The organism is Streptomyces sp. NPDC085946 (genome assembly GCF_044540485.1).
GTDB lineage: Bacteria > Actinomycetota > Actinomycetes > Streptomycetales > Streptomycetaceae > Streptomyces.
In genome coordinates this window covers 333,434-352,165 of sequence record NZ_JBITSF010000003.1, presented here as the reverse complement: position 1 = coordinate 352,165, position 18,732 = coordinate 333,434, and the positions used below count along the sequence as shown (strand labels likewise).

Sequence of the window (18,732 nt, the reverse complement as noted above, 5' to 3'; positions counted from 1 at the left end):
ACGGAAAGGCAGGTGGCGGCAGTGCCCAGGACGACGGACGGAGACGGCACGCCCGTGCCCCAGCGGCTCCTGGCCGCCGCCACCCGGCTCTTCGCGGAGCGGGGCTACGACCGCACCTCGGTGCAGGAGATCGTCGAGGCGGCCGGCGTCACCAAGGGGGCCCTCTACCACTACTTCGGCTCCAAGGACGACCTCCTGCACGAGGTGTACGCGCGCGTGCTGCGCGTCCAGCAGGAGCGCCTCGACGCCTACGCGGGCGCCGACGAGCCCGTCGAGAAGCGGGTGCGGGACGCGGCGGCGGACGTCGTCGTGACCACCATCGAGAACCTCGACGACGCGTCGATCTTCTTCCGGTCCATGCACCACCTCAGCCCGGAGAAGAACAAGCAGGTGCGCGCCGAGCGCCGGCGCTACCACGAGCGCTTCCGCGCGCTGATCGAGGAAGGCCAGAAGGCCGGCGTCTTCTCCACGGCGACCCCGGCCGACCTGGTGGTCGACTACCACTTCGGCTCCGTCCACCACCTGTCCACCTGGTACCGCCCCGACGGCCCGCTCAGCCCGCAGGAGGTCGCCGACCACCTGGCGGACCTGCTGCTGCGGGCCCTGCGGCCCTGAGGGCACGGGTCCGGAACGGCACGGGCGAGGGGCGGTCACCCCGGTGACCGCCCCTCGCCCGTGTCCCCGGAGGGACGTCCTCGCCTAGAGGTACTTCTTCAGCTCGCGCCGGGCCAGCGACCGCTGGTGCACCTCGTCCGGGCCGTCGGCGATCATCAGCGTCCGGGCCCCGGCGTACAGCTCGGCCAGCGGGAAGTCCTGGCTCACCCCGCCCGCGCCGTACAGCTGGATCGCCTTGTCGAGGATGCCCACCACCGTGCGGGGCGTGGCGATCTTGATGGCCTGGATCTCGGTGTGCGCGCCCCGGTTGCCGACGGTGTCCATCATCCAGGCGGTCTTCAGCACCAGCAGCCGCAGCTGCTCGACGGCGACCCGGGCGTCCGCGATCCAGTTGTGGACCACGCCCTGCTGGGCCAGCGCCTTGCCGAACGCCTCGCGGGACACCGCCCGGCGGCACATCAGCTCGATCGCCCGCTCGGCCATGCCGATCAGCCGCATGCAGTGGTGGATGCGGCCGGGGCCGAGCCGGGCCTGGGCGATGGCGAAGCCGCCGCCCTCCTCGCCGATCAGGTTCGCCGCCGGCACGCGCGCGTGGTCGAAGACGACCTCGGCGTGGCCGCCGTGGTACTCGTCCTGGTACCCGAAGACCTGCATGGCCCGCTTGACGGTGACGCCCGGGGTGTCGCGGGGGACCAGCACCATGGACTGCTGGCGGCGGATGTCCGGCCCGTCCGGGTCGGTCTTGCCCATCACGATGAAGATCGCGCAGTCGGGGTGCATCGCCCCGGAGATGTACCACTTGCGGCCGGTGACGACGTACTCGTCGCCGTCCCGCTCGATGTGCGTGGTGATGTTGGTGGCGTCCGAGGAGGCCACGTCCGGCTCGGTCATCGCGAACGCGGAGCGGATCTCACCGGCCAGCAGCGGCTGGAGCCACTGCTTCTTCTGCCGCTCGTCGCCGAACTGCGCGAGCACCTCCATGTTGCCGGTGTCCGGGGCCGCGCAGTTGGTCACGGTGGGCGCCAGCTGCGGGGAGCGCCCCATGATCTCGGCGAGCGGCGCGTACTGGAGGTTGGTGAGCCCGGCGCCGTGCTCGGCGTCCGGCAGGAACAGGTTCCACAGCCCCTGCCGGCGAGCCTCGGCCTTCAGTTCCTCGACGACCGGGACGGTGTCCCAGGGCGAGGCCAGCCCGGCGCGCTGCTCGTGCGCGACCTGCTCGGCCGGGTAGACGTACTCGTCCATGAAGGAGAGGAGCTTGGCGCGCAGCTCCTCGGTGCGCGCGTCGAACGCGAAGTCCATGGGTCAGCCCTCCTGGAGGCCCTCGTGCAGCGTGGTCAGGCCGTGCTCGATGAAGACGGGGACGAGGTCGCCGATGCGGTCGAAACCGCGACCGACGGTCTGGCCCAGCGTGTAGCGGTAGTGGATGCCCTCCAGGATCACGGCGAGCTTGAACCAGGCGAACGCCGTGTACCAGGAGACCGCGGAGACGTCGCGCCCCGAGCGCGCGGCGTACCGCTCGATCAGCTCGCCGGGCGCCGGGTGGCCGGGGGCCTCGGCGGTGGTGGAGACGGGGGAGCCCGGCATGCCCAGCGGCATGCTGTACATCACCAGCAGACCCAGGTCGGTGAGCGGGTCGCCGAGGGTGGACATCTCCCAGTCGAGGATCGCCCTGATCGTGTCGTCCTCGCCGATCAGGACGTTGTCGAGCCGGTAGTCGCCGTGCACCACGGTCGCGGCGGGGGAGCGGGGCAGCTCCCGGCCGAGGGCGGCGTGCAGCTCGTCGATGCCGGCCAGCTCGCGGTTGCGGGAGGCGGCCAGCTGCTTGCCCCAGCGCCGCAGCTGCCGGTCGAGGAAGCCCTCCGGGCGGCCGAAGTCCTCCAGCCCCACCGCGGCCGGGTCCACCGCGTGCAGCTCGACCAGCGTGTCCACCAGGTTCAGCACGGTGTCCCGGGTGCGCGCGGCGCCGAGCGGGGCGAGCTGGCCGGCGGTGCGGTACGGGGTGCCCTCGACGAACTCCATGACGTAGAAGGGCGCCCCGATCACCTCCTCGTCCTGGCACAGCAGCACCGGCCGGGGCACCGGCACGGCCGTCGGGTGCAGCGCGCTGATCACCCGGTGCTCGCGCTTCATGTCGTGCGCGGTGGCCAGCACGTGGCCGAGCGGCGGCCGGCGCACGACCCACTTCGAGGTGCCGTCGGAGACCGCGTAGGTGAGGTTGGACCGTCCGCCCTCGATCAGCCGGCCGGACAGGGGGCCCTGCACCAGGCCGGGCCGCTCGCGGTCGAGCAGGGCGCGCAACCGGTCGAGGTCGAGTCCGGGCGGGTGGTCGGGGCTCATCGGCGCTCCTCGGGCAGGCGAAACGGTACCCGCTTATGATGCCGACCGGTCGGTATGCCGTCCAGTGGCGGGAGCGAACGTGATCGGAGCCACCCTAGGACGAGGGCCCCTCCGGGCGCGGCGGGCCCGCCCGTGTCGTTCGGTCCGCCCGGCTTGCGCGCCGTGCCGGGACCCCGGAGGGTCGGATCCATGAAGGGCATCAGTTACGCACGGTACGGCGGTCCCGAGGTGCTCACCTTCGGGGAGGTGCGGGACCCGCGGGTCGGCCCGGACGCGGTCCTCGTCCGGGTGCGGGCGGCGGCCGTCAACCCCGTCGACTGGAAGGCCCGCCAGGGACACCTCGACGGCCTGCTCGAACCGGTCTTCCCCGTGGTCCCCGGCTGGGACGTCTCGGGCGTGGTGGTGCGCCCCGGCCTCTCGGTCGCGGAGTTCGACGTCGGCGACGAGGTCGTCGGGTACGTCCGCGAGGACTTCCTCTCCCGGGGCACCTTCGCCGAGTACGTGGCCGCGCCGGTGCGCACGCTCGCCCGCAAGCCGCGGAACCTGTCCTTCGAGGAGGCGGCCGGCCTGCCGCTCGTCGGGCTCACCGCCTTCCAGGTGCTCACCGAAGTCCTCCTGGTCAGGCGGGGCGAGACCGTCCTGGTGCACGCCGCGGCCGGCGGCGTCGGCTCGGTCGCCGTCCAGCTCGCCGCGTACCTGGGCGCCCGGGTGATCGGTACGGCCAGCGAGCGCAACCACGACTTCGTGCGGGACCTCGGCGGGGAGCCGGTGGCGTACGGCGAGGGCCTGGCCGAGCGGGTGCGGGGGCTGGCGCCCGAGGGCGTGGACGCGGTGTTCGACGTCGTCGGCGGCGAGACGCTGAAGACCTCGGCGAACCTGCTGGCCCCGGAGGGCCGCCTGGTGTCGATCGCCGACCCCGAGGTGGTGCGCTACGGCGGCCGCTACTACTTCGTGCGCCCCGACCCCGAGGACCTGCGCCGGCTGTCGGAACTGGCGGAGGCGGGCGTGGTGAGGGTGCACGTCTCCGAGACGTTCCCCCTGGAACGGGCGGCGGACGCGCACCGGCTGAGCCAGCGGGGGCGCACGCGCGGGAAGATCGTGGTGACGGTGGCCCAGGAGGAGGGGGAGGAGGGGGTCTCCAGGGGCCGCTAGAAGACCAGCACCGCCCCGCACAACGCCGTCGCCGCCGTGCACAGGGCCGCCGTGGCCGCCCGCCCCGGGGCGAGCGCCGCGGGCCGCGCCGTCGCGGCCAGGGCCCGGATGCGGCGATGGGCGAGGCGCAGGAAGCCGAGCCACAGGGCGCAGCACAGGGCGGCCGCGACGATCCCGGCCGTGCCGGGGCCGCCGTGCAGCGCGGTCCTCACGGCGAGGACGGCGCAGACGGTGGCCGACAGGGTGGTGCGCCGCCAGGCGAGCCGGGTCCGCTCGGGCTGGAGACCGGGGTCGCGCTCCGGGACGGCCGGGGCGGCGGGGCCGCTCACCCCTCCCACCCCACCAGCACCACGACGACCATCGCGACCGCCACGGCCGCGACGACCACGCTGAGCAGCGCCGGGAAGCGGGACACCGGCAGGTCCTCGCCGCGCCGCATGGCCCGCTCGCAGCGGATCCAGTGGTCGACCGCGCGCAGCGCGCAGAGCACACCCGCGCCGAGCAGCGCCAGGGCCAGCCCGACGCGCCAGCCCCAGCGCAGGTCCGGCAGGAACTGGTCCACGGCGAAGCCGCCGCCGATCAGCGCGAGCGCCGTGCGCAGCCAGGCCAGGAAGGTGCGCTCGTTGGCCAGCGAGAACCGGTAGTCGGGTGTCTCCCCCTCCCGCCGGACCTCCTCCGGCACGAACCACCACCGGACGTTCCGTGCGAATCCGATCACGGACAGGACCCTATCCGGCCACCGGGCGCGGCCCGCGGCGCGCTCACCCCCGGTACGCCCGGAGGCGTTCGTACGCCGCCAGCCCGTCCGGCACCCACTCCCACTCGGTCAGCCGCCGCTCCAGCTCGGCCTCCGTCAGGAAGCCGTGCCAGGCCACCTCCTCGGCCTGCGGGGCGACCGGCGGGTCGCAGCGGACCTCGTACACGGCCGACCACCAGGACCGGCCGGCCCCGTCGTCGTACAGGAACTTGAACAGGTACGCGGGACGCGGCAGGCCGTCGACGCCGAGCTCCTCCTCGGCCTCGCGCAGGGCGGCCTCGTCGTAGGACTCGCCCGCGCCGACCACCCCGCCGACGAACATGTCGTACAGCGAGGGGAAGACCAGTTTGGTGGGGGTGCGGCGGTGCACGAAGACGCGGCCCTCGGCGTCCCGGGCCCGGACGAAGACGCAGCGGTGCCGCAGGCCCCGGGCGTAGGCCTCGCCGCGCGGGGACCGGCCGACGACCCGGTCGTGCTCGTCGACGATGTCGAGGATCTCGTCAGCGGGCCTCAGGGGCCCGTCCGCAGTGTTCATGGGGCCATCCAAGCAGCGCGGCGGAGCCGGTCCGCGGGGCACCCGTCACTGCGGCTGGAGTTCCCGCACGGGTTCCCGCCGCGGCGCGCCCTGCGGCATCGCCGGGTGCATGCCCAGCAGCACGATGCCCCCGATCACCGCCAGCAGTCCGCACGCCTCCCACGTCAGCGCGCCCGCGTCGGTGCGCAGCCGGTCGCCGAGGAAGCCGACGCCGCAGACGATCCCGGCGATGGGCTGGGCGGCGGTCAGCGCGGGCAGGGAGGTGCGCAGGGGCGCCGTCTCGAAGGCGCTCTGCACGAGGAGCAGCCCGGTCACGCCGAGCAGCAGCACGGCGTACGGCTGCCAGCCGGTCAGCAGTCCGGCGAAGCCGCCCTGCGCGAAGCGCTCCCCGCTCACCCGGGTCAGCGCGTCCTGCACGCCGTAGAGCAGTCCGGCGGCCAGTGCCAGCAGCATCGGGCCGGAGGTCAGCCGGGCGCGCCGGGCGCAGGTGGTGAGCAGCAGGGCGAGTCCGAGCACGGCGCCGATGATCAGCCAGTGGCGCAGCGGGCCGGTCGGGGCGCCGCCGCCGCGCGGTTCGCCCGCCACGATGAACACGGTGACGCCGCCGGCCAGCAGCCCGAGCCCCGCCCAGCCCTGGCGGCCCAGCGGCTGCCGGGTCTGCCGGCGCGACAGCGCGAGCGCGAACAGCAGGTTCGTGGCCAGCAGCGGCTCCACCAGGGACAGCCGGCCCTGGCCCAGCGCGACCGCGCCGAGCGCCATGCCGGCCACCATCAGCGCGATGCCGCCGAGCCAGCGCGGCACCTTCATCAGGTCGAGGAACAGCCGCGGCGAGAGGAAGTCGTCGAGCGGCGCCCGCTGGGCGGCCTGCTGCTGGAGGACGAAACCGAAGCCGAGACAGCACGCCGCGCCGACGGCGAGAACCAGAACCAGGAGCGACACGCTGCGTACCTCGATCGTCAGGCCGGAGGGGGCGGGTCGTCCGGGGCGTCCCGGGTCCGGCGCGTTCGTACGTCCTGCCATGGTGTGGGGGCGGGGCGGACCGCGCTATGGCGCACGTCACAATGCGGGCCACAACCGGAGAAAAGGGATGAAGGGGTGTCGGCCGACGGGGATGTGGTCGACCGGTGCGGCGCGGAGCCGCGCACTTCCCGCGGGTCCCGCCCCGCCCTCCGGTCGGCCCGGTCTGGACCTCTGTGTCACAACTTTCCCAAGGTGAACAGGAGTTGACGCGTGTAACGGGCCGGCGCGACTTGACGCCGAGCGTTGGCTGCGGGTTTGCTGTGTGTGATCAGTTCATGGCAGTCGGCACACCCGCCCCCCACGAGCGCCGTGAACCGTGCCACAAGTGAACGCGTGAGGAAGTCCCCGCGGTGTCCCCACCCCCGCCTCCCCTCGGCCGTGGCCGCAGACGTACGGCTCCGGTCTTCGACGAGGCGCTCGACGACGCCGACCTCGTCGACGCGCGCGCCGCACTCGCGCAGGGCCGGTGGCAGACCACCCGCTCGCTGCTGGTGCGCACCGGGGACGACTGGGACCGCCGCGGACACCGCGTCACCGTACTGGCCCGCGAACCCTACTGCGCCGCCTGGGCCCGGGAGTGGCTGCTCGCCGAACCCGAGTCCGCCGACGCCACCGTGCTCCTCGCCCTCGCTCAGGTCCGGCGCGCCCTGCACGGCAAGGAGAAGCCGCCCCGGGCCCGCGAGGCCTGCCGGGCCGCCGCCGCGCTCGTCCCCGCCGACCCCACGCCCTGGCTCGGTCTGCTCATGCTGGAGTGCGCCCTGGGCGACGAGGCCGACGTGGTCCAGCTCTTCGACGAGGTCCGCGCCCGCTACGCCGACCACCACCACGCCCACCACCTGGTGGTGGCCCGGCTCGCCGAGCGCCGCGCCGACGCCGGCGCGGACCCGCTGCACGAGGTCTACGACTTCGCCAACTGGGCCGCCGAACAGGCCCCCGCCGACTCGCCGCTCGCGATCCTGCCCGTCATCGCGCACGCCGAGCGCTACCGCGTCCTGGCCGCCGCCGGCCACGAGCCCGCCGACCCGGTCGCCTCCGAGCACTGGACCGGCCGCCGGGCCCGGCAGGTGATGAAGGCCGCCTTCGACTGGTGGCTGGAGTGGGAGTTCGAAGGCCACCCGCGCCGCCTGGTCGACCTGAACTTCCTCGCCCACGCCAAGGTCTGCGAAGGACGGGGCGCCGAGGCCGCCGCCCTCTTCCACCGCATCGGCGACCACGCCACCCAGGCGCCCTGGTCGTACCCGGACCGCGATCCCCGCACCGCCTTCCGTGCCGCCCGCGCCAGCGCGCTCGGCACGGCCTGACCCCCGGACCCGACAGAAGGACCTCGTCCCATGACCCTGGGCAGTTCGCGCACGAGCAGACCCGCCGCCGACGGCATCAGCACGTTCAAGGGGCAGGAGCGCGCCCTGCGCGCCGACCGCCTCGGGACGGGGGGCCTGCTGCTCTCCGTCCTCGCCGCGACCGCCCCCCTCATGGTGGTCGCCGGTGTCATGCCCACCACATACGCGGTGATGGGCATCGTCGGCCAGCCGCTGCTCTTCGTCCTCCTCGGCGTCGTCCTCATCCTGTTCAGCGTCGGCTACGCCGAGATGAGCCGCCACGTGCACAACGCGGGCGCCTTCTACGCCTACATCTCCCGCGGCCTCGGCGGCACCGCCGGCGCGGGCGCGGCCATGGTCGCGCTCGTCGCCTACAACGCCCTCCAGGCGGGCATCTACGGCATCTTCGGCTTCGAGGTCTCCGGACTGCTGGCCACCCACGCCGGCCTGGAGGTCGCCTGGTGGATACCGGCGCTGGCCGCGGTGGCCGCCGTCGGCACGCTGGGCTGGCTGAAGATCGACGTCAACGCGCGCGTGCTCGGCGTGCTGCTGGTCATCGAGGTCCTCCTCGTCGTCGTCTTCGACGTCGCGGCCGTCGCCGACCCCGGCACGGAGGGCGTGTCCCTGCACGCCTTCGACCCGGGCACGCTCACCGGCGCCGGCGTGGGCACCGCGCTGTGCTTCTGCATCGCCGCCTTCCTCGGCTTCGAGCAGGCGCCCGTGTACGCCGAGGAGACCAGCCGCCCCCACATCCTGGTGCCGCGCGTGATGTTCCTCGCGGTCGGCGGGGTCGCCGTCTTCTTCGCGCTCAGCAGCTGGGCCCTGACCGTGGCCACCGGCCCCTCCGCGATCGTCGGCACGGCGCGGGAGCAGAGCGCCGGACTGCTGTTCTCCCTCACCGAGTCCCGGCTCGGCGGCACCTTCACGGACGTCGTGCACGTCCTGTTCGTGACCGGCATGTTCGCCGCCCTGCTCAGCTTCCACAACGTCGTCGCCCGGTACGCCTTCGCGATGGGCCGGGAGGGCCTGCTGCCCGCCGCGTTCGGCCGCACCAGCGGCACCAGCGGGGCCCCCGGCACCGGCTCGCTGCTCCAGACCGCCGTCGCCGCCCTGGTCGTGGTCGCCTTCGCGGTGGCCGACGACAAGCCGGCCGGGGACCCGACCGCGCCCGTGCTGCACCTGTTCACCTGGCTGGGCAACATCGGCGCCCTCGGCGTGATCGTCCTGATGGCCGCGGCGTCCCTGTCGGTCGTGGTCTTCTTCGCGCGCCGCGGCGCCGCGGGCGCCCAGGCCGTCCGGCTGGTCACCTCCGCGCTGGCCGGCCTCGCCCTGCTGGTGATCGCCGGCTTCACGGTCAGGGACTTCCACGTGCTGGTCGGCGAGGGCTCCGGTTCCGCGCTGAGCCGGCTGCTGCCCGGCGTCATCGGCCTCGCGCTGGCCGCCGGACTCGTCCAGGGCCTGGTCCTGCGGGCCCGCAAGCCCGAGGTGCACGCCCGCATCGGCCTCGGCAACGAGGCGTTCCAGCTGGAGAAGGCGGCCGGCAGCACCGACTGAGAAGGGCTTACGGAACGCTGACGGGCACCCGCCGGCCCTGGCCCGGCCGGGCCGCGGGTGCTCGAATGAGGACGTGACCTCCGAACGACCCGGCACGGACCCGGGACTCCCCGGCGCGGACCCCGAACGACCCCGCCCGGCCCCCGAACGACCGGACGCGGACCCGGGACATCCCGGCGCCGGCCCCGCACGGCCGCTCCCGCCGGAGCGCGGCGCCCCCGTCGGCCGCCGGGTCCTGCTCGGCACCCTGGGCCTGGGCGCCCTCGGCGTGCTCGCCGCGCCCACCCTGCAACGCGGCCTGGAGTCCTTCCTGGCCGGCGCCGCCGACAAGGACCCCACCGGCCTGACCGGGCTCCTGCCCAATGGCGGCGGCTTCCGCTACTACTCCGTCGCCGCCTCCGTCCCGCGCGAGGACGCCCGCGCCTACCGCCTCCGCGTGACCGGCCTCGTCGACCGCCCCGCCACCTACACGCTGGCCGACCTGCGGGCCCTGCCGCAGACCCGCCTGGTCCGTGACGTCCAGTGCGTCACCGGCTGGCGGGTCCCCGGCACCCCCTTCGAAGGGGTGCGGCTGTCCCGGCTGCTGGACGCCGCGGGGGTGCGCGCGACGGCCGGGGCGGTGCGCTTCACCTGCTTCGACGGCACGTACACCGAGAGCCTCACCCTCGACCAGGCCCGCCGGCCGGACGTCCTGGTCGCCCTGCGGATGCGGGACGCGGACCTGAGCCACGCCCACGGCGGCCCGGCCCGCCTCTACGTGGCGCCCATGTACTTCTACAAGTCCGCCAAGTGGCTCTCCGGCATCACCGTCACCGAGGACGTCCGGCCCGGGTACTGGGAGCGGCGGGGCTACGACACCGACGCCTGGGTGGGCCGTTCGAACGGACGCGACGATGCCCCCACGAGCTGACGCCCCGCCCGCCGCCCCGCCCGTCCGGCGCTTCACCCGGGCCGAGCGGTGGGTGCACCGCACCACGGCCGCCCTGACGGGCCTGTGCGTCCTGACCGCGGCCTGCCTGTACGTCCCCCAGCTCGCCGAACTCGCCGGCCGCCGCGCCCTGGTGGTCACCCTGCACCGGTGGAGCGGTCTCGCCCTGCCCGTCCCCCTCCTGGCCGGACTCGCCTCCCGAGCCCTGCGCGCCGACCTGGGCCGCCTGAACCGCTTCGGCCCGCACGACCGGCGCTGGCTGCGGGCCGCCCTGCGCCGCGACCGGCGGTCGGAGTCCCGCCCGGCGGGCAAGTTCAACGCGGGGCAGAAGGTCTACGCGGCCTGGATCGCCGGCGCCGCCCTGGTGATGCTCGGCACCGGGCTGATGATGTGGTCCACCGGCCTCACCCCGCTGGTGTGGCGGACCGGCGCGACCTTCGTCCACGACTGGCTGGCCCTGGCGGTCGGCGTCGTCCTCGCCGGGCACATCGGCATGGCCCTGGGCGACCCGGAGGCCCGCCGGGGCATGCGCACCGGGGAGGTCGATCCGCGGTGGGCACGGCGGCGGCACCCGCTGTGGCGCCCGTGAGCCGGGCGCGCACCCGCCTCGCCCGGAACGCCCACCACTCCGGGGAACGCCGAGTGCCGCCGCGAACGCCGGGGGCCGCCGGGGAAAGACCGAGCGCCCGTCCCGGGGAAACGCCGAACGGTCCCGCCCGCCGGTGAGGCGAGGGGGACCGCTCGGAGCCCGCACTCCTAGAGGATCAGCGACAGGAGCAGGACCACGGCACCGGCGACGACCGAGATGATCGTCTCCATGACGGACCAGGTCTTGACGGTCTGGCCGACGTTCAGGCCGAAGTACTCCTTGACCAGCCAGAAGCCGGCGTCGTTGACGTGGCTGAAGAACAGCGAGCCGGCGCCGATCGCCAGGACCAGCAGGGCGGCGTGCGTGGTCGACATGTCGGCCGCCAGCGGGGCCACCAGACCGGCCGCCGAGACGGTCGCCACGGTCGCCGAGCCGGTCGCCAGCCGGATCGCCACCGCGATCAGCCAGGCCAGCAGCAGCGCCGGGATCGACCAGTCCTCGGAGATCTCCAGGATCATCCGGCCCACGCCCGAGTCGATGAGCGTCTGCTTGAAGCCGCCGCCCGCGCCGACGATCAGCAGGATGCCCGCGATGGGCCCGAGGCTCTTCTCGACGAGCGGCGAGATCCGCTCCTTGCCGTACCCGGCGGGCCGCAGCAGCGTGAAGACGCCGAGCAGCACCGCGGCGAGCAGGGCGATCATCGGGGCGCCGACGACGTCGAAGACGCGCTGCACCGGGTTCTCCGGGTCGTCCACGACGATGTCGACCAGGGCCTTGGCGAGCATCAGGATGACCGGCAGCAGGACCGTGATCAGCGTGGCGCCGAAGCCGGGGCGCCGCTCCAGCTCGTCGGAGGCGCGCTGCGGGATCATCCGGTCGGGCGCCGGGACGTCCACCCAGCGGGCCGCGACCTTGGAGAACAGCGGACCGGCGATGATCACCGTCGGTATCGCGACGAGGACGCCGAGCGCCAGCGTCACCCCGAGGTCGGCCTGGACCGCGTCGATCGCGACGAGCGGACCGGGGTGCGGCGGGACCAGGCCGTGCATCACGGACAGACCCGCCAGTGCCGGGATGCCGATGCGCATCAGGGAGTAGTTGCCGCGCTTGGCGACCATCAGCACGACCGGGATCAGCAGCACGATGCCGACCTCGAAGAACAGCGGCAGACCGATCACGGAGGCGATCAGCACCATCGCCCAGGGCATCGACCGGCCGCCGGCCCGGTCCAGGATGGTGTCGACGATCTGGTCGGCCCCGCCGGAGTCGGAGAGCATCTTGCCGAGGATCGCGCCGAGGGCGATCAGCACGCCGACGCCCGCGACGGTGGAGCCGAGTCCGGTGCTGAAGCTGGTGAGGACCTTGTCGAGCGGTGCCCCGGCGAACGCGCCGAGGGCCAGTGACCCGATGGTCAGCGCCAGGAAGGCGTGGAGCTTGAACTTGGTGATGAGCAGGACGATGACGGCGATGCCCGCCAGGACGGCGACGCCCAGCTGGGCGTGACCGGCCGAGGTGATGGGCTCGACGGTGTCCGCTGCCAGCATCTCGACGCTGAGTCTGGTCACGGTGGTGGGGTTCCCTTGCGGTACGGGGACTGGGGAGGGGGACTGGGGAGAGGGGAGGGGAAGGGCCGGCAGGGCCCGCCGGACCGGCCCCGGAGCGCGTCACCGACGCGGCGCCGGAGCCGTACGGCGGTGGGCTACTGGATCGGTTCGGGGAGCGAGTCCAGGGCGTGCGCCGCCCGCTCGGTGATCTCCTCCGGGCCGCCCGCGACGTCCACGGCGACCCCCGCCTCGTCCGGCTCCAGGGGCTGGAGCGTGGCGAACTGGGAGTCGAGCAGCGCCGTGGGCATGAAGTGCCCCTGCCGGTGCGACATCCGGTCCTCGATGAGCGCGCGATCACCCGAGAGGTGCACGAAGACCACACCCGGTGCGGCGGCCCGCAGCCGGTCGCGGTACGACCGCTTCAGCGCCGAGCAGCTGACCACCCCGCCGAGCCCGGACCGGCCGTGCGCCCAGTCACCGATGGCGTCCAGCCAGGGCAGCCGGTCCTCGTCGGTGAGCGGGGTCCCGGCCGACATCTTGGCGATGTTGGCCGGCGGGTGGAAGTCGTCGCCCTCGGCGTAGGGAACGCCCAGCCGGGCGGCGAGCAGGGGACCGATGGTGGTCTTCCCGGTGCCCGCGACGCCCATGACCACGACGACATGGGGGGTCTTCATCGCTGCCTCACTGTCCGCTGTCTTCGTCGACACGTGATGTCGACGCAACTGAAACCCATTAGGTACGACTAATTCAAGACGCTGTGACAAATAAGTCTGACTTTTTGGCTCGGTGATCCACCCCGTACGCTGAGTGCATGAGCACACCGGGCCGGGGGCTGCACGGCCGCGTACTGGACACCCTCGGCCCCGAGATCACCGCGGGCGAGTACCCGCCCGGCAGTGTCCTGCGCACCGACGAACTCGCGCAGCGTTTCGACGTGTCACGGTCGGTGATGCGCGAAGCGGTCCGCGTGCTGGAGTCCATGCACCTGGTCGAGTCCCGCCGCCGCGTCGGCGTCACGGTCCGCCCCGAGTCCGCGTGGAACGTCTACGACCCGCAGGTCATCCGCTGGCGCCTGGCCGGCGCCGACCGCCCCCGCCAGCTGCGTTCCCTCACGGTGCTGCGCTCGGCGGTCGAGCCGGTCGCCGCGGCCCTGGCGGCGAAGCACGCCACCGCCGAGCAGTGCGCCGAACTCACCGAGTGCGCCCTCGGCATGGTCGCCAACTCCCGCGGTCACCGGCTCGACCAGTACCTCGTCCACGACGTGGCGTTCCACCGCGTGATCCTCGACGCCTCCGGCAACGAGATGTTCGCCCGCCTCGGCGACGTCGTCGCCGAGGTCCTGGCCGGCCGCACCCACCACGACGTGATGTTCGACGACCCCGACCCGGCCGCCGTCACCCTCCACGTCCGGGTCGCCGAGGCGGTCCGCGCCGGCGACGCGGTCCGCGCGGAGCAACTCACCCGAGAGATCGCCGAGGGCGCCCTCCAGGAACTCGACATCCTGGCGCCCTGAGGCGGCAGCCCGGGCGGCCGCTCACCCGGCTCCGGGGGCTGGCGCTCCTCCGGCCGGGACGGGCGGCGCGGAAGCCGCCGGGGTCCCCGCCCGGGACCGTCGGCGGCCGGAGAACGGCGTCACTCCCCGTCCGGGAAGTCGCCGTCCACGTACACCCACGCCCCGCCGACCCGCTCGAACCGGCTCCGCTCGTGCAGCGCGCCGCCCCGGTACGACGCCCGGAACGTCACGGTCCCGGTGGAGTGGAAGGCCGACCCGTCGCGGGTCTCCAGGACCTCCAGGCCGGTCCACCGCATCCGGGGATCCAGCTCCAGCCGCTCGGGCCGCGTCCGCGGGTGCCAGGTCCGCAGCAGGTACCCGGCGTCGCCCTTCACGAAGGCGCTGTAGCGCGAGCGCATCAGCGCCTGCGCGGTCGGCGCGGCCGCGGCCCCGCGGTGGAAGCGGCCGCAGCAGGCCTCGTACGCCTCGGGCAGCCCGCACGGGCAGGAACGCGTGGTCATGCCCGTCATTGTGCCCGGTCGGCCCCCCGGGCCCGACCGGCCCCGGACACGCAGAAGACCCCTGGCGAACCAGGGGTCTCAGCCGGTGTCCGAGGGGGGACTTGAACCCCCACGCCCGATAAAGGGCACTAGCACCTCAAGCTAGCGCGTCTGCCATTCCGCCACCCGGACAAGGTGTCTGTCGCGCGGGTTTTCCTCGCGGCGACGACGTAAACATTACCAGGCTTTCCGGGGTGGCTGATCACCCCGTCCCCGCCCCCTCCCGCCGCACTCCGCGTGAACGGCGTGTGACGGGCCGGGACCGGTCTTGGGCGTGCGCGGCGGAGGGAGGGAGGATGAGGAGGACCCACAGCAGTGACAGCGGGAGGAAGCACGTGAGCGAGACGGGCACGGCCAGGAGCGTCACCGGTGAGGACGAGGTCGTGGACCTCTGCCGCGAGCTGATCCGGATCGACACCAGCAACTACGGCGACCACTCGGGTCCCGGCGAGCGCGGGGCGGCCGAGTACGTCGCCGAGAAGCTCGCCGAGGTGGGACTCGAACCGAAGATCTTCGAGTCCCACCGGGGCCGCGCCTCCACGGTGGCCCGCATCGAGGGCGAGGACCCGTCGCGGCCCGCGCTGCTCATCCACGGCCACACCGACGTCGTCCCGGCCAACGCGGCCGACTGGACCCACCACCCCTTCTCCGGCGAGGTCGCCGACGGCTGCGTGTGGGGCCGCGGGGCCGTCGACATGAAGGACATGGACGCGATGACCCTGGCGGTCGTCCGCGACCGGCTGCGCAGCGGCCGCAAGCCCCCGCGCGACATCGTGCTGGCCTTCCTGGCCGACGAGGAGGCCGGCGGCACCTACGGCGCCAAGTACCTCGTCCGGGAGCACCCCGAGCTCTTCGAGGGGGTCACCGAGGCGATCGGCGAGGTCGGCGGGTTCTCCTTCACCGTCAACGAGAAGCTGCGGCTCTACCTCGTCGAGACGGCCGAGAAGGGCATGCACTGGATGCGGCTCACCGTCGAGGGCACGGCCGGGCACGGCTCGATGACCAACACCGACAACGCCATCACCGAGCTCTGCGAGGCGGTCGCCCGGCTCGGCCGGCACACCTGGCCGGTCCGGGTCACCAAGACCGTACGCGCCTTCCTCGACGAGCTCTCCGACGCGCTCGGCACCGAGCTCGACCCCGAGAACATGGACGAGACCCTCGCCAAGCTCGGCGGCATCGCCCGGATGATCGGCACCACCCTGCGCAACTCCGCCGCGCCCACCATGCTCGGCGCCGGGTACAAGGTCAACGTCATCCCGGGCGAGGCCACCGCGCACGTCGACGGGCGCTTCCTGCCCGGTTACGAGGAGGAGTTCCTCGCCGACCTCGACCGCATCCTCGGCCCGCGCGTGAAGCGCGAGGACGTGCACGCCGACAAGGCGCTGGAGACCACCTTCGACGGCCGGCTCGTCGACGCCATGCAGAGCGCGCTCGTCGCCGAGGACCCGATCGCCCGGGCCGTGCCCTACATGCTCTCCGGCGGCACCGACGCCAAGTCCTTCGACGACCTCGGCATCCGATGCTTCGGCTTCGCCCCGCTGCAGCTGCCGCCGGAGCTGGACTTCGCGGGCATGTTCCACGGCGTGGACGAGCGGGTGCCGGTGGACGGCCTGAAGTTCGGCGTACGCGTTCTCGACCGGTTCCTCGACGCGTCCTGAACCCCACCCGTCCCACGCCTCGGCCACCGAAAACACCACGGTAATCGGGCGCGCGTACGAGAGGGCCCGATAAAGAGTGAATGCGACCATACGCTCGTAGCCTCATTACTCCCTCCTCGTTACTGCTCATGTGATCCGCGATGGGGATCGCATTTGCCAACGAGGAGGAATAATGATCAAGAAGGTCGTCGCCGCCGCGGCTGCCACGGGTGGCCTGGTTCTCGCGAGCGCGGGCCTTGCCGTCGCCGACTCGGGCGCCCAGGGTGCCGCGGTGCACTCCCCGGGCGTGCTGTCCGGCAATGTTGTCCAGGTGCCCGTGCACATCCCGGTGAACGTCTGCGGCAACACGGTCAACGTGATCGGGCTGCTGAACCCCGCCTTCGGCAACACCTGCATCAACAAGTGACGTTGTGCCTCGCCCCTAGGGTCCGGCCCTTGTGGGTTTGAGCCCGTCGGCCCCGGAACGCGTGCCATGCGCTCCGGGGCCGACCGGTCTTTTTCGAAACGTCTACACGTCTAAACGTCGGGATGTCGGAATTTCGAATCGGGTGGGATTCCGGCGAGAAGGTCGAAGGCAGGGATTCAGCAAATGCGACAGGTCACCCGCAAGGGCCTGATGACGGTGGCGGCCGCGACCGGTGTGATCGCCGCCGCGGGGGGTTCCGCGCACGCGTCCTCGGGCGCGCACGGCACGGCGTCGGGATCTCCCGGAGTGCTGTCCGGGAACTCGGTGCAGGCGCCGGTGCACGCACCGGTCAACGTGTGCGGCAACACCGTCGACGTCGTCGGCGTCCTCAACCCGTCGGTGGGCAACGCGTGCGCCAACCAGGACGGCGGCGCCCCGTCAGGGGGGTACGGGGACACCGGCGGCCACGGCGGCCACGGCGGCCACGGCGGCTCGGAGGCCGGCGGGCACGCCACCGACTCGCCCGGCGTCGGCTCCGGCAACCACGTCCAGGCACCCGTCCACGTGCCGGTGAACGTGTGCGGCAACACCGTCGGCGTCATCGGGGTCGGCAACGCCACCACCGGCAACGACTGCGCGAACGGCGGCTCCGGCGGACAGCACACCACCCCGCCGGGCGGGGGCGGCGAGACGCCCGGTACCCCGGGCGGCCCCGGCACTCCCGGCGGCCCCGGCACTCCGGGGAACCCCGGTGGCCCGGGCGACTCCGGCACCCCCGGCAAGCCGGGCGGCCCCGAGTCCGGCCACCCCGGCACCCCGGGCACGCCGCCCACCGCGGACGGCGGGGCGCCGGGCGGCTCCTCGCACGTCAGCCGGCCGGGCGTCCCGTCCGTCACCCGGCCCGACGCCGCGGCCCAGCTCGCGCACACCGGCAGCGACCTGCCGATGGGTCTGGTCCTGCCGGTCGGCGCCGGAGCGCTGCTGGCCGGCGCGGTCCTGTACCGCAGGGCACGGGCGTCGGCCTGAACCCGGGCACGACGCCGGCCGGGCCACGGGCACGACGTGACCCGGACACACGGAGCGGACCCCGCCCGGGCGGGGTCCGCTTCCGTCCGTGTCACCTCACCACGTGGCGCGTACCTGGCGGATGATCCGCCGCCGCAACCGCACCCTGCGGCTGCCGTCGCGCAGCAGGCTCAGGCGGTACAACTCCCAGTGTCCGTACTCTGCATGGTCCGTCAGCAGACGTGTCGCCTCCTTGCGGGAGACCCCGCGCGGCACGTACACGTCGACAAATTCGTATTCCGGCATCGCATCTATTGTGCGGGCACGGGCCCGGTACGGATAGCGTCTGCACTATGTCTGATGCTGCGCAGCCCACCGCTGCCGAGGTACGCGCCGCCGCCGAGGCGGTCAAGACCGCGCTCGACCGCCACCTGGCCGCGGTCGAACGCAGGTCGGGTGAGGACGACCCGGCCGTCTACGAGGCGTTCAACCAGCTGGCCGCGGCCGCAGAGGTGTACGACGAACTGCTCTACGACCGCTACGACGAGGTCACGCCCTTCGAGATCCCCGGAGCGGAGGACGCGCTGCCGCCGTACACGGGCCCCGAGGAACCGAACGCGCTGAGCGTGCTGATCCGCCGTGACTACGCCGTGGCGGAGCCGCAGCGGCTGCTGGCCCAGGCCCAGCGGATCGAGGCGGCCGACGAGGACACGGGACCGCACGCCTCCGGCACGGTGCACGGCGCGCTCGGGCTGCTGTTCGGCGAGTTCGAGCCGGACGAGATCGCCTCCCGGCACAAGGAGTTCGGCCTGGAGGAGGGCGACTCGACGCTGTGGGTGACGGCGGCGGACGAACCGGCCGATCCCGGCGAGTGGCTGGAGGCCCCGTTCGACCAGGTCGACGAGCAGCGGGTGATCTGCCGTTTCGACGTCAGCGCGGTGTTCGACGACGACGTCGACACGGCCGATGACGACGACGTGATCGAGGACGAACTCGACACCGATCTCGACGAGGACGAGGACGAGGACCTGGAGCCGCTGGACGCGGACCGCTGACGCGCGGACCGCTGACGCGCGGACCGCTGACGCGCGGACCGCTGACGCGCGGACCGCTGACGCGCGGTCCGCTGACGCGCGGTCCGCCGACGCACGACCCGGACGGAACGACGGCGGGGGGGGCGGGGGGGCCCCCCGGGCCCCCCCCGCGGGCGGCGCGGGCCGGGGGGCGCCCGCCCCCCCGGCCAGCGGGGGGAGGCGCG

At 73.6% G+C, this 18,732-nt stretch carries 21 protein-coding genes and 1 tRNA gene; 11 read left to right on the top strand and 11 right to left on the bottom strand.

Translation table 11 applies throughout. The features are described from left to right. The first annotated feature begins 21 nt into the window (after nucleotides 1-21). Nucleotides 22-615, top strand: a complete 594-nt coding sequence (locus ACIF8T_RS09535) for a TetR/AcrR family transcriptional regulator (protein WP_400032902.1) — start codon at nucleotides 22-24, stop codon at nucleotides 613-615. 84 nt (nucleotides 616-699) lie between these two features. Here ACIF8T_RS09535 and ACIF8T_RS09530 read toward each other — a convergent pair whose 3' ends face one another. Both ACIF8T_RS09530 and ACIF8T_RS09525 read right to left on the bottom strand, forming a co-directional pair. Further along, nucleotides 700-1,914 carry an acyl-CoA dehydrogenase family protein gene (locus ACIF8T_RS09530; RefSeq protein ID WP_400032901.1) on the bottom strand — a complete coding sequence of 405 codons (1,215 nt, stop codon included), beginning with the start codon at nucleotides 1,912-1,914 and terminating at the stop codon, nucleotides 700-702. Between the two features lie 3 nt (nucleotides 1,915-1,917). Beyond that, nucleotides 1,918-2,952, bottom strand: a complete 1,035-nt coding sequence (locus ACIF8T_RS09525; RefSeq protein WP_400032899.1) for a phosphotransferase family protein — start codon at nucleotides 2,950-2,952, stop codon at nucleotides 1,918-1,920. A gap of 189 nt (nucleotides 2,953-3,141) precedes the next feature. Here ACIF8T_RS09525 and ACIF8T_RS09520 point away from each other — a divergent pair, with 189 nt between their 5' ends. Further along, nucleotides 3,142-4,104 carry an NADP-dependent oxidoreductase gene (locus ACIF8T_RS09520; RefSeq protein WP_400032897.1) on the top strand — a complete coding sequence of 321 codons (963 nt, stop codon included), beginning with the start codon at nucleotides 3,142-3,144 and terminating at the stop codon, nucleotides 4,102-4,104. On the opposite strand, the gene ACIF8T_RS09515 is transcribed toward ACIF8T_RS09520, so the two are convergent. The 4 genes from ACIF8T_RS09515 to ACIF8T_RS09500 form a co-directional block, all read right to left on the bottom strand. Beyond that, on the bottom strand, nucleotides 4,101-4,433 hold the full coding sequence (locus ACIF8T_RS09515) for a DUF202 domain-containing protein (protein ID WP_400032895.1): 333 nt from the start codon (nucleotides 4,431-4,433) through the stop codon (nucleotides 4,101-4,103). The two genes, ACIF8T_RS09520 and ACIF8T_RS09515, sit on opposite strands and share 4 nt — an antisense overlap. Beyond that, entirely contained in the window at nucleotides 4,430-4,822 is a 393-nt protein-coding gene (locus ACIF8T_RS09510) for a YidH family protein (protein ID WP_400032893.1), read from the bottom strand. Before ACIF8T_RS09510 ends, ACIF8T_RS09515 begins: the two co-directional genes overlap by 4 nt. A gap of 43 nt (nucleotides 4,823-4,865) precedes the next feature. Beyond that, a complete protein-coding gene (locus ACIF8T_RS09505) occupies nucleotides 4,866-5,375 on the bottom strand; it encodes an NUDIX hydrolase (protein WP_400033114.1) in 510 nt (169 codons plus the stop codon). A gap of 66 nt (nucleotides 5,376-5,441) precedes the next feature. Next, nucleotides 5,442-6,335, bottom strand: a complete 894-nt coding sequence (locus tag ACIF8T_RS09500; protein WP_400032891.1) for a DMT family transporter — start codon at nucleotides 6,333-6,335, stop codon at nucleotides 5,442-5,444. 431 nt (nucleotides 6,336-6,766) lie between these two features. Between ACIF8T_RS09500 and ACIF8T_RS09495 the strand changes: the two genes are divergently transcribed. The 4 genes from ACIF8T_RS09495 (at nucleotide 6,767) to ACIF8T_RS09480 (ending at nucleotide 10,806) form a co-directional block, all read left to right on the top strand. Further along, on the top strand, nucleotides 6,767-7,717 hold the full coding sequence (locus tag ACIF8T_RS09495; RefSeq protein WP_400032889.1) for a hypothetical protein: 951 nt from the start codon (nucleotides 6,767-6,769) through the stop codon (nucleotides 7,715-7,717). Between the two features lie 30 nt (nucleotides 7,718-7,747). Beyond that, nucleotides 7,748-9,289 (top strand): APC family permease, encoded by a 1,542-nt coding sequence (locus ACIF8T_RS09490; RefSeq protein ID WP_400032887.1) that lies wholly within the window; start codon nucleotides 7,748-7,750, stop codon nucleotides 9,287-9,289. A 73-nt stretch (nucleotides 9,290-9,362) separates the two neighbouring features. Then, nucleotides 9,363-10,199: a molybdopterin-dependent oxidoreductase gene (locus ACIF8T_RS09485; RefSeq protein WP_400032885.1), complete on the top strand. Its 837-nt coding sequence runs from the start codon at nucleotides 9,363-9,365 to the stop codon at nucleotides 10,197-10,199. Further along, on the top strand, nucleotides 10,183-10,806 hold the full coding sequence (locus tag ACIF8T_RS09480) for a cytochrome b/b6 domain-containing protein (RefSeq protein WP_400032883.1): 624 nt from the start codon (nucleotides 10,183-10,185) through the stop codon (nucleotides 10,804-10,806). The genes ACIF8T_RS09485 and ACIF8T_RS09480 overlap by 17 nt, the downstream gene beginning before the upstream one ends. Before the next feature lie 167 nt (nucleotides 10,807-10,973). Here the strand turns inward: ACIF8T_RS09480 and ACIF8T_RS09475 are convergent, their stop codons facing one another. Both ACIF8T_RS09475 and ACIF8T_RS09470 read right to left on the bottom strand, forming a co-directional pair. Next, on the bottom strand, nucleotides 10,974-12,371 hold the full coding sequence (locus tag ACIF8T_RS09475) for a GntP family permease (protein ID WP_400032881.1): 1,398 nt from the start codon (nucleotides 12,369-12,371) through the stop codon (nucleotides 10,974-10,976). Between the two features lie 134 nt (nucleotides 12,372-12,505). Beyond that, a complete protein-coding gene (locus ACIF8T_RS09470; RefSeq protein WP_400032879.1) occupies nucleotides 12,506-13,024 on the bottom strand; it encodes a gluconokinase in 519 nt (172 codons plus the stop codon). Between the two features lie 137 nt (nucleotides 13,025-13,161). Here ACIF8T_RS09470 and ACIF8T_RS09465 point away from each other — a divergent pair, with 137 nt between their 5' ends. Further along, complete coding sequence (locus tag ACIF8T_RS09465) at nucleotides 13,162-13,863, top strand: FadR/GntR family transcriptional regulator (RefSeq protein ID WP_400032877.1); 702 nt, start codon at nucleotides 13,162-13,164, stop codon at nucleotides 13,861-13,863. A gap of 119 nt (nucleotides 13,864-13,982) precedes the next feature. On the opposite strand, the gene ACIF8T_RS09460 is transcribed toward ACIF8T_RS09465, so the two are convergent. Both ACIF8T_RS09460 and ACIF8T_RS09455 read right to left on the bottom strand, forming a co-directional pair. Next, nucleotides 13,983-14,363: a YchJ family protein gene (locus ACIF8T_RS09460; RefSeq protein WP_400032875.1), complete on the bottom strand. Its 381-nt coding sequence runs from the start codon at nucleotides 14,361-14,363 to the stop codon at nucleotides 13,983-13,985. A gap of 86 nt (nucleotides 14,364-14,449) precedes the next feature. Next, nucleotides 14,450-14,534: transfer RNA gene (locus tag ACIF8T_RS09455), tRNA-Leu, on the bottom strand. Nucleotides 14,535-14,737: 203 nt separating this feature from the next. Between ACIF8T_RS09455 and ACIF8T_RS09450 the strand changes: the two genes are divergently transcribed. From ACIF8T_RS09450 to ACIF8T_RS09440, 3 genes are all read left to right on the top strand, one after another. After that, nucleotides 14,738-16,063: a M20/M25/M40 family metallo-hydrolase gene (locus ACIF8T_RS09450; protein ID WP_400032873.1), complete on the top strand. Its 1,326-nt coding sequence runs from the start codon at nucleotides 14,738-14,740 to the stop codon at nucleotides 16,061-16,063. Nucleotides 16,064-16,235: 172 nt separating this feature from the next. Further along, nucleotides 16,236-16,469 (top strand): chaplin ChpH, encoded by a 234-nt coding sequence (chpH, locus tag ACIF8T_RS09445; RefSeq protein WP_400032871.1) that lies wholly within the window; start codon nucleotides 16,236-16,238, stop codon nucleotides 16,467-16,469. Between the two features lie 183 nt (nucleotides 16,470-16,652). Next, nucleotides 16,653-17,495 (top strand): chaplin, encoded by an 843-nt coding sequence (locus ACIF8T_RS09440; protein ID WP_400032869.1) that lies wholly within the window; start codon nucleotides 16,653-16,655, stop codon nucleotides 17,493-17,495. Nucleotides 17,496-17,591: 96 nt separating this feature from the next. Here the strand turns inward: ACIF8T_RS09440 and ACIF8T_RS09435 are convergent, their stop codons facing one another. Next, nucleotides 17,592-17,780 carry a DUF5703 family protein gene (locus tag ACIF8T_RS09435; RefSeq protein WP_125500254.1) on the bottom strand — a complete coding sequence of 63 codons (189 nt, stop codon included), beginning with the start codon at nucleotides 17,778-17,780 and terminating at the stop codon, nucleotides 17,592-17,594. 47 nt (nucleotides 17,781-17,827) lie between these two features. On the opposite strand from ACIF8T_RS09435, the gene ACIF8T_RS09430 reads away from it, so the two are divergent. Beyond that, nucleotides 17,828-18,529, top strand: a complete 702-nt coding sequence (locus tag ACIF8T_RS09430) for a hypothetical protein (RefSeq protein WP_400032867.1) — start codon at nucleotides 17,828-17,830, stop codon at nucleotides 18,527-18,529. Nucleotides 18,530-18,732: the final 203 nt, after the last annotated feature.

Excerpts from the sequence above, each read along its gene's own strand:
- ACIF8T_RS09525 (WP_400032899.1), bottom strand. The coding sequence starts at position 2,952 with ATGAGCCCCGACCACCCGCCCGGACTCGACCTCGACCGGTTGCGCGCC.
- ACIF8T_RS09465 (WP_400032877.1), top strand. The coding sequence starts at position 13,162 with ATGAGCACACCGGGCCGGGGGCTGCACGGCCGCGTACTGGACACCCTC.
- ACIF8T_RS09530 (WP_400032901.1), bottom strand. The coding sequence starts at position 1,914 with ATGGACTTCGCGTTCGACGCGCGCACCGAGGAGCTGCGCGCCAAGCTC.
- ACIF8T_RS09440 (WP_400032869.1), top strand. The coding sequence starts at position 16,653 with ATGCGACAGGTCACCCGCAAGGGCCTGATGACGGTGGCGGCCGCGACC.
- ACIF8T_RS09520 (WP_400032897.1), top strand. The coding sequence starts at position 3,142 with ATGAAGGGCATCAGTTACGCACGGTACGGCGGTCCCGAGGTGCTCACC.
- ACIF8T_RS09470 (WP_400032879.1), bottom strand. The coding sequence starts at position 13,024 with ATGAAGACCCCCCATGTCGTCGTGGTCATGGGCGTCGCGGGCACCGGG.
- ACIF8T_RS09460 (WP_400032875.1), bottom strand. The coding sequence starts at position 14,363 with ATGACCACGCGTTCCTGCCCGTGCGGGCTGCCCGAGGCGTACGAGGCC.
- ACIF8T_RS09480 (WP_400032883.1), top strand. The coding sequence starts at position 10,183 with ATGCCCCCACGAGCTGACGCCCCGCCCGCCGCCCCGCCCGTCCGGCGC.
- ACIF8T_RS09490 (WP_400032887.1), top strand. The coding sequence starts at position 7,748 with ATGACCCTGGGCAGTTCGCGCACGAGCAGACCCGCCGCCGACGGCATC.
- ACIF8T_RS09430 (WP_400032867.1), top strand. The coding sequence starts at position 17,828 with ATGTCTGATGCTGCGCAGCCCACCGCTGCCGAGGTACGCGCCGCCGCC.
- chpH (WP_400032871.1), top strand. The coding sequence starts at position 16,236 with ATGATCAAGAAGGTCGTCGCCGCCGCGGCTGCCACGGGTGGCCTGGTT.
- ACIF8T_RS09435 (WP_125500254.1), bottom strand. The coding sequence starts at position 17,780 with ATGCCGGAATACGAATTTGTCGACGTGTACGTGCCGCGCGGGGTCTCC.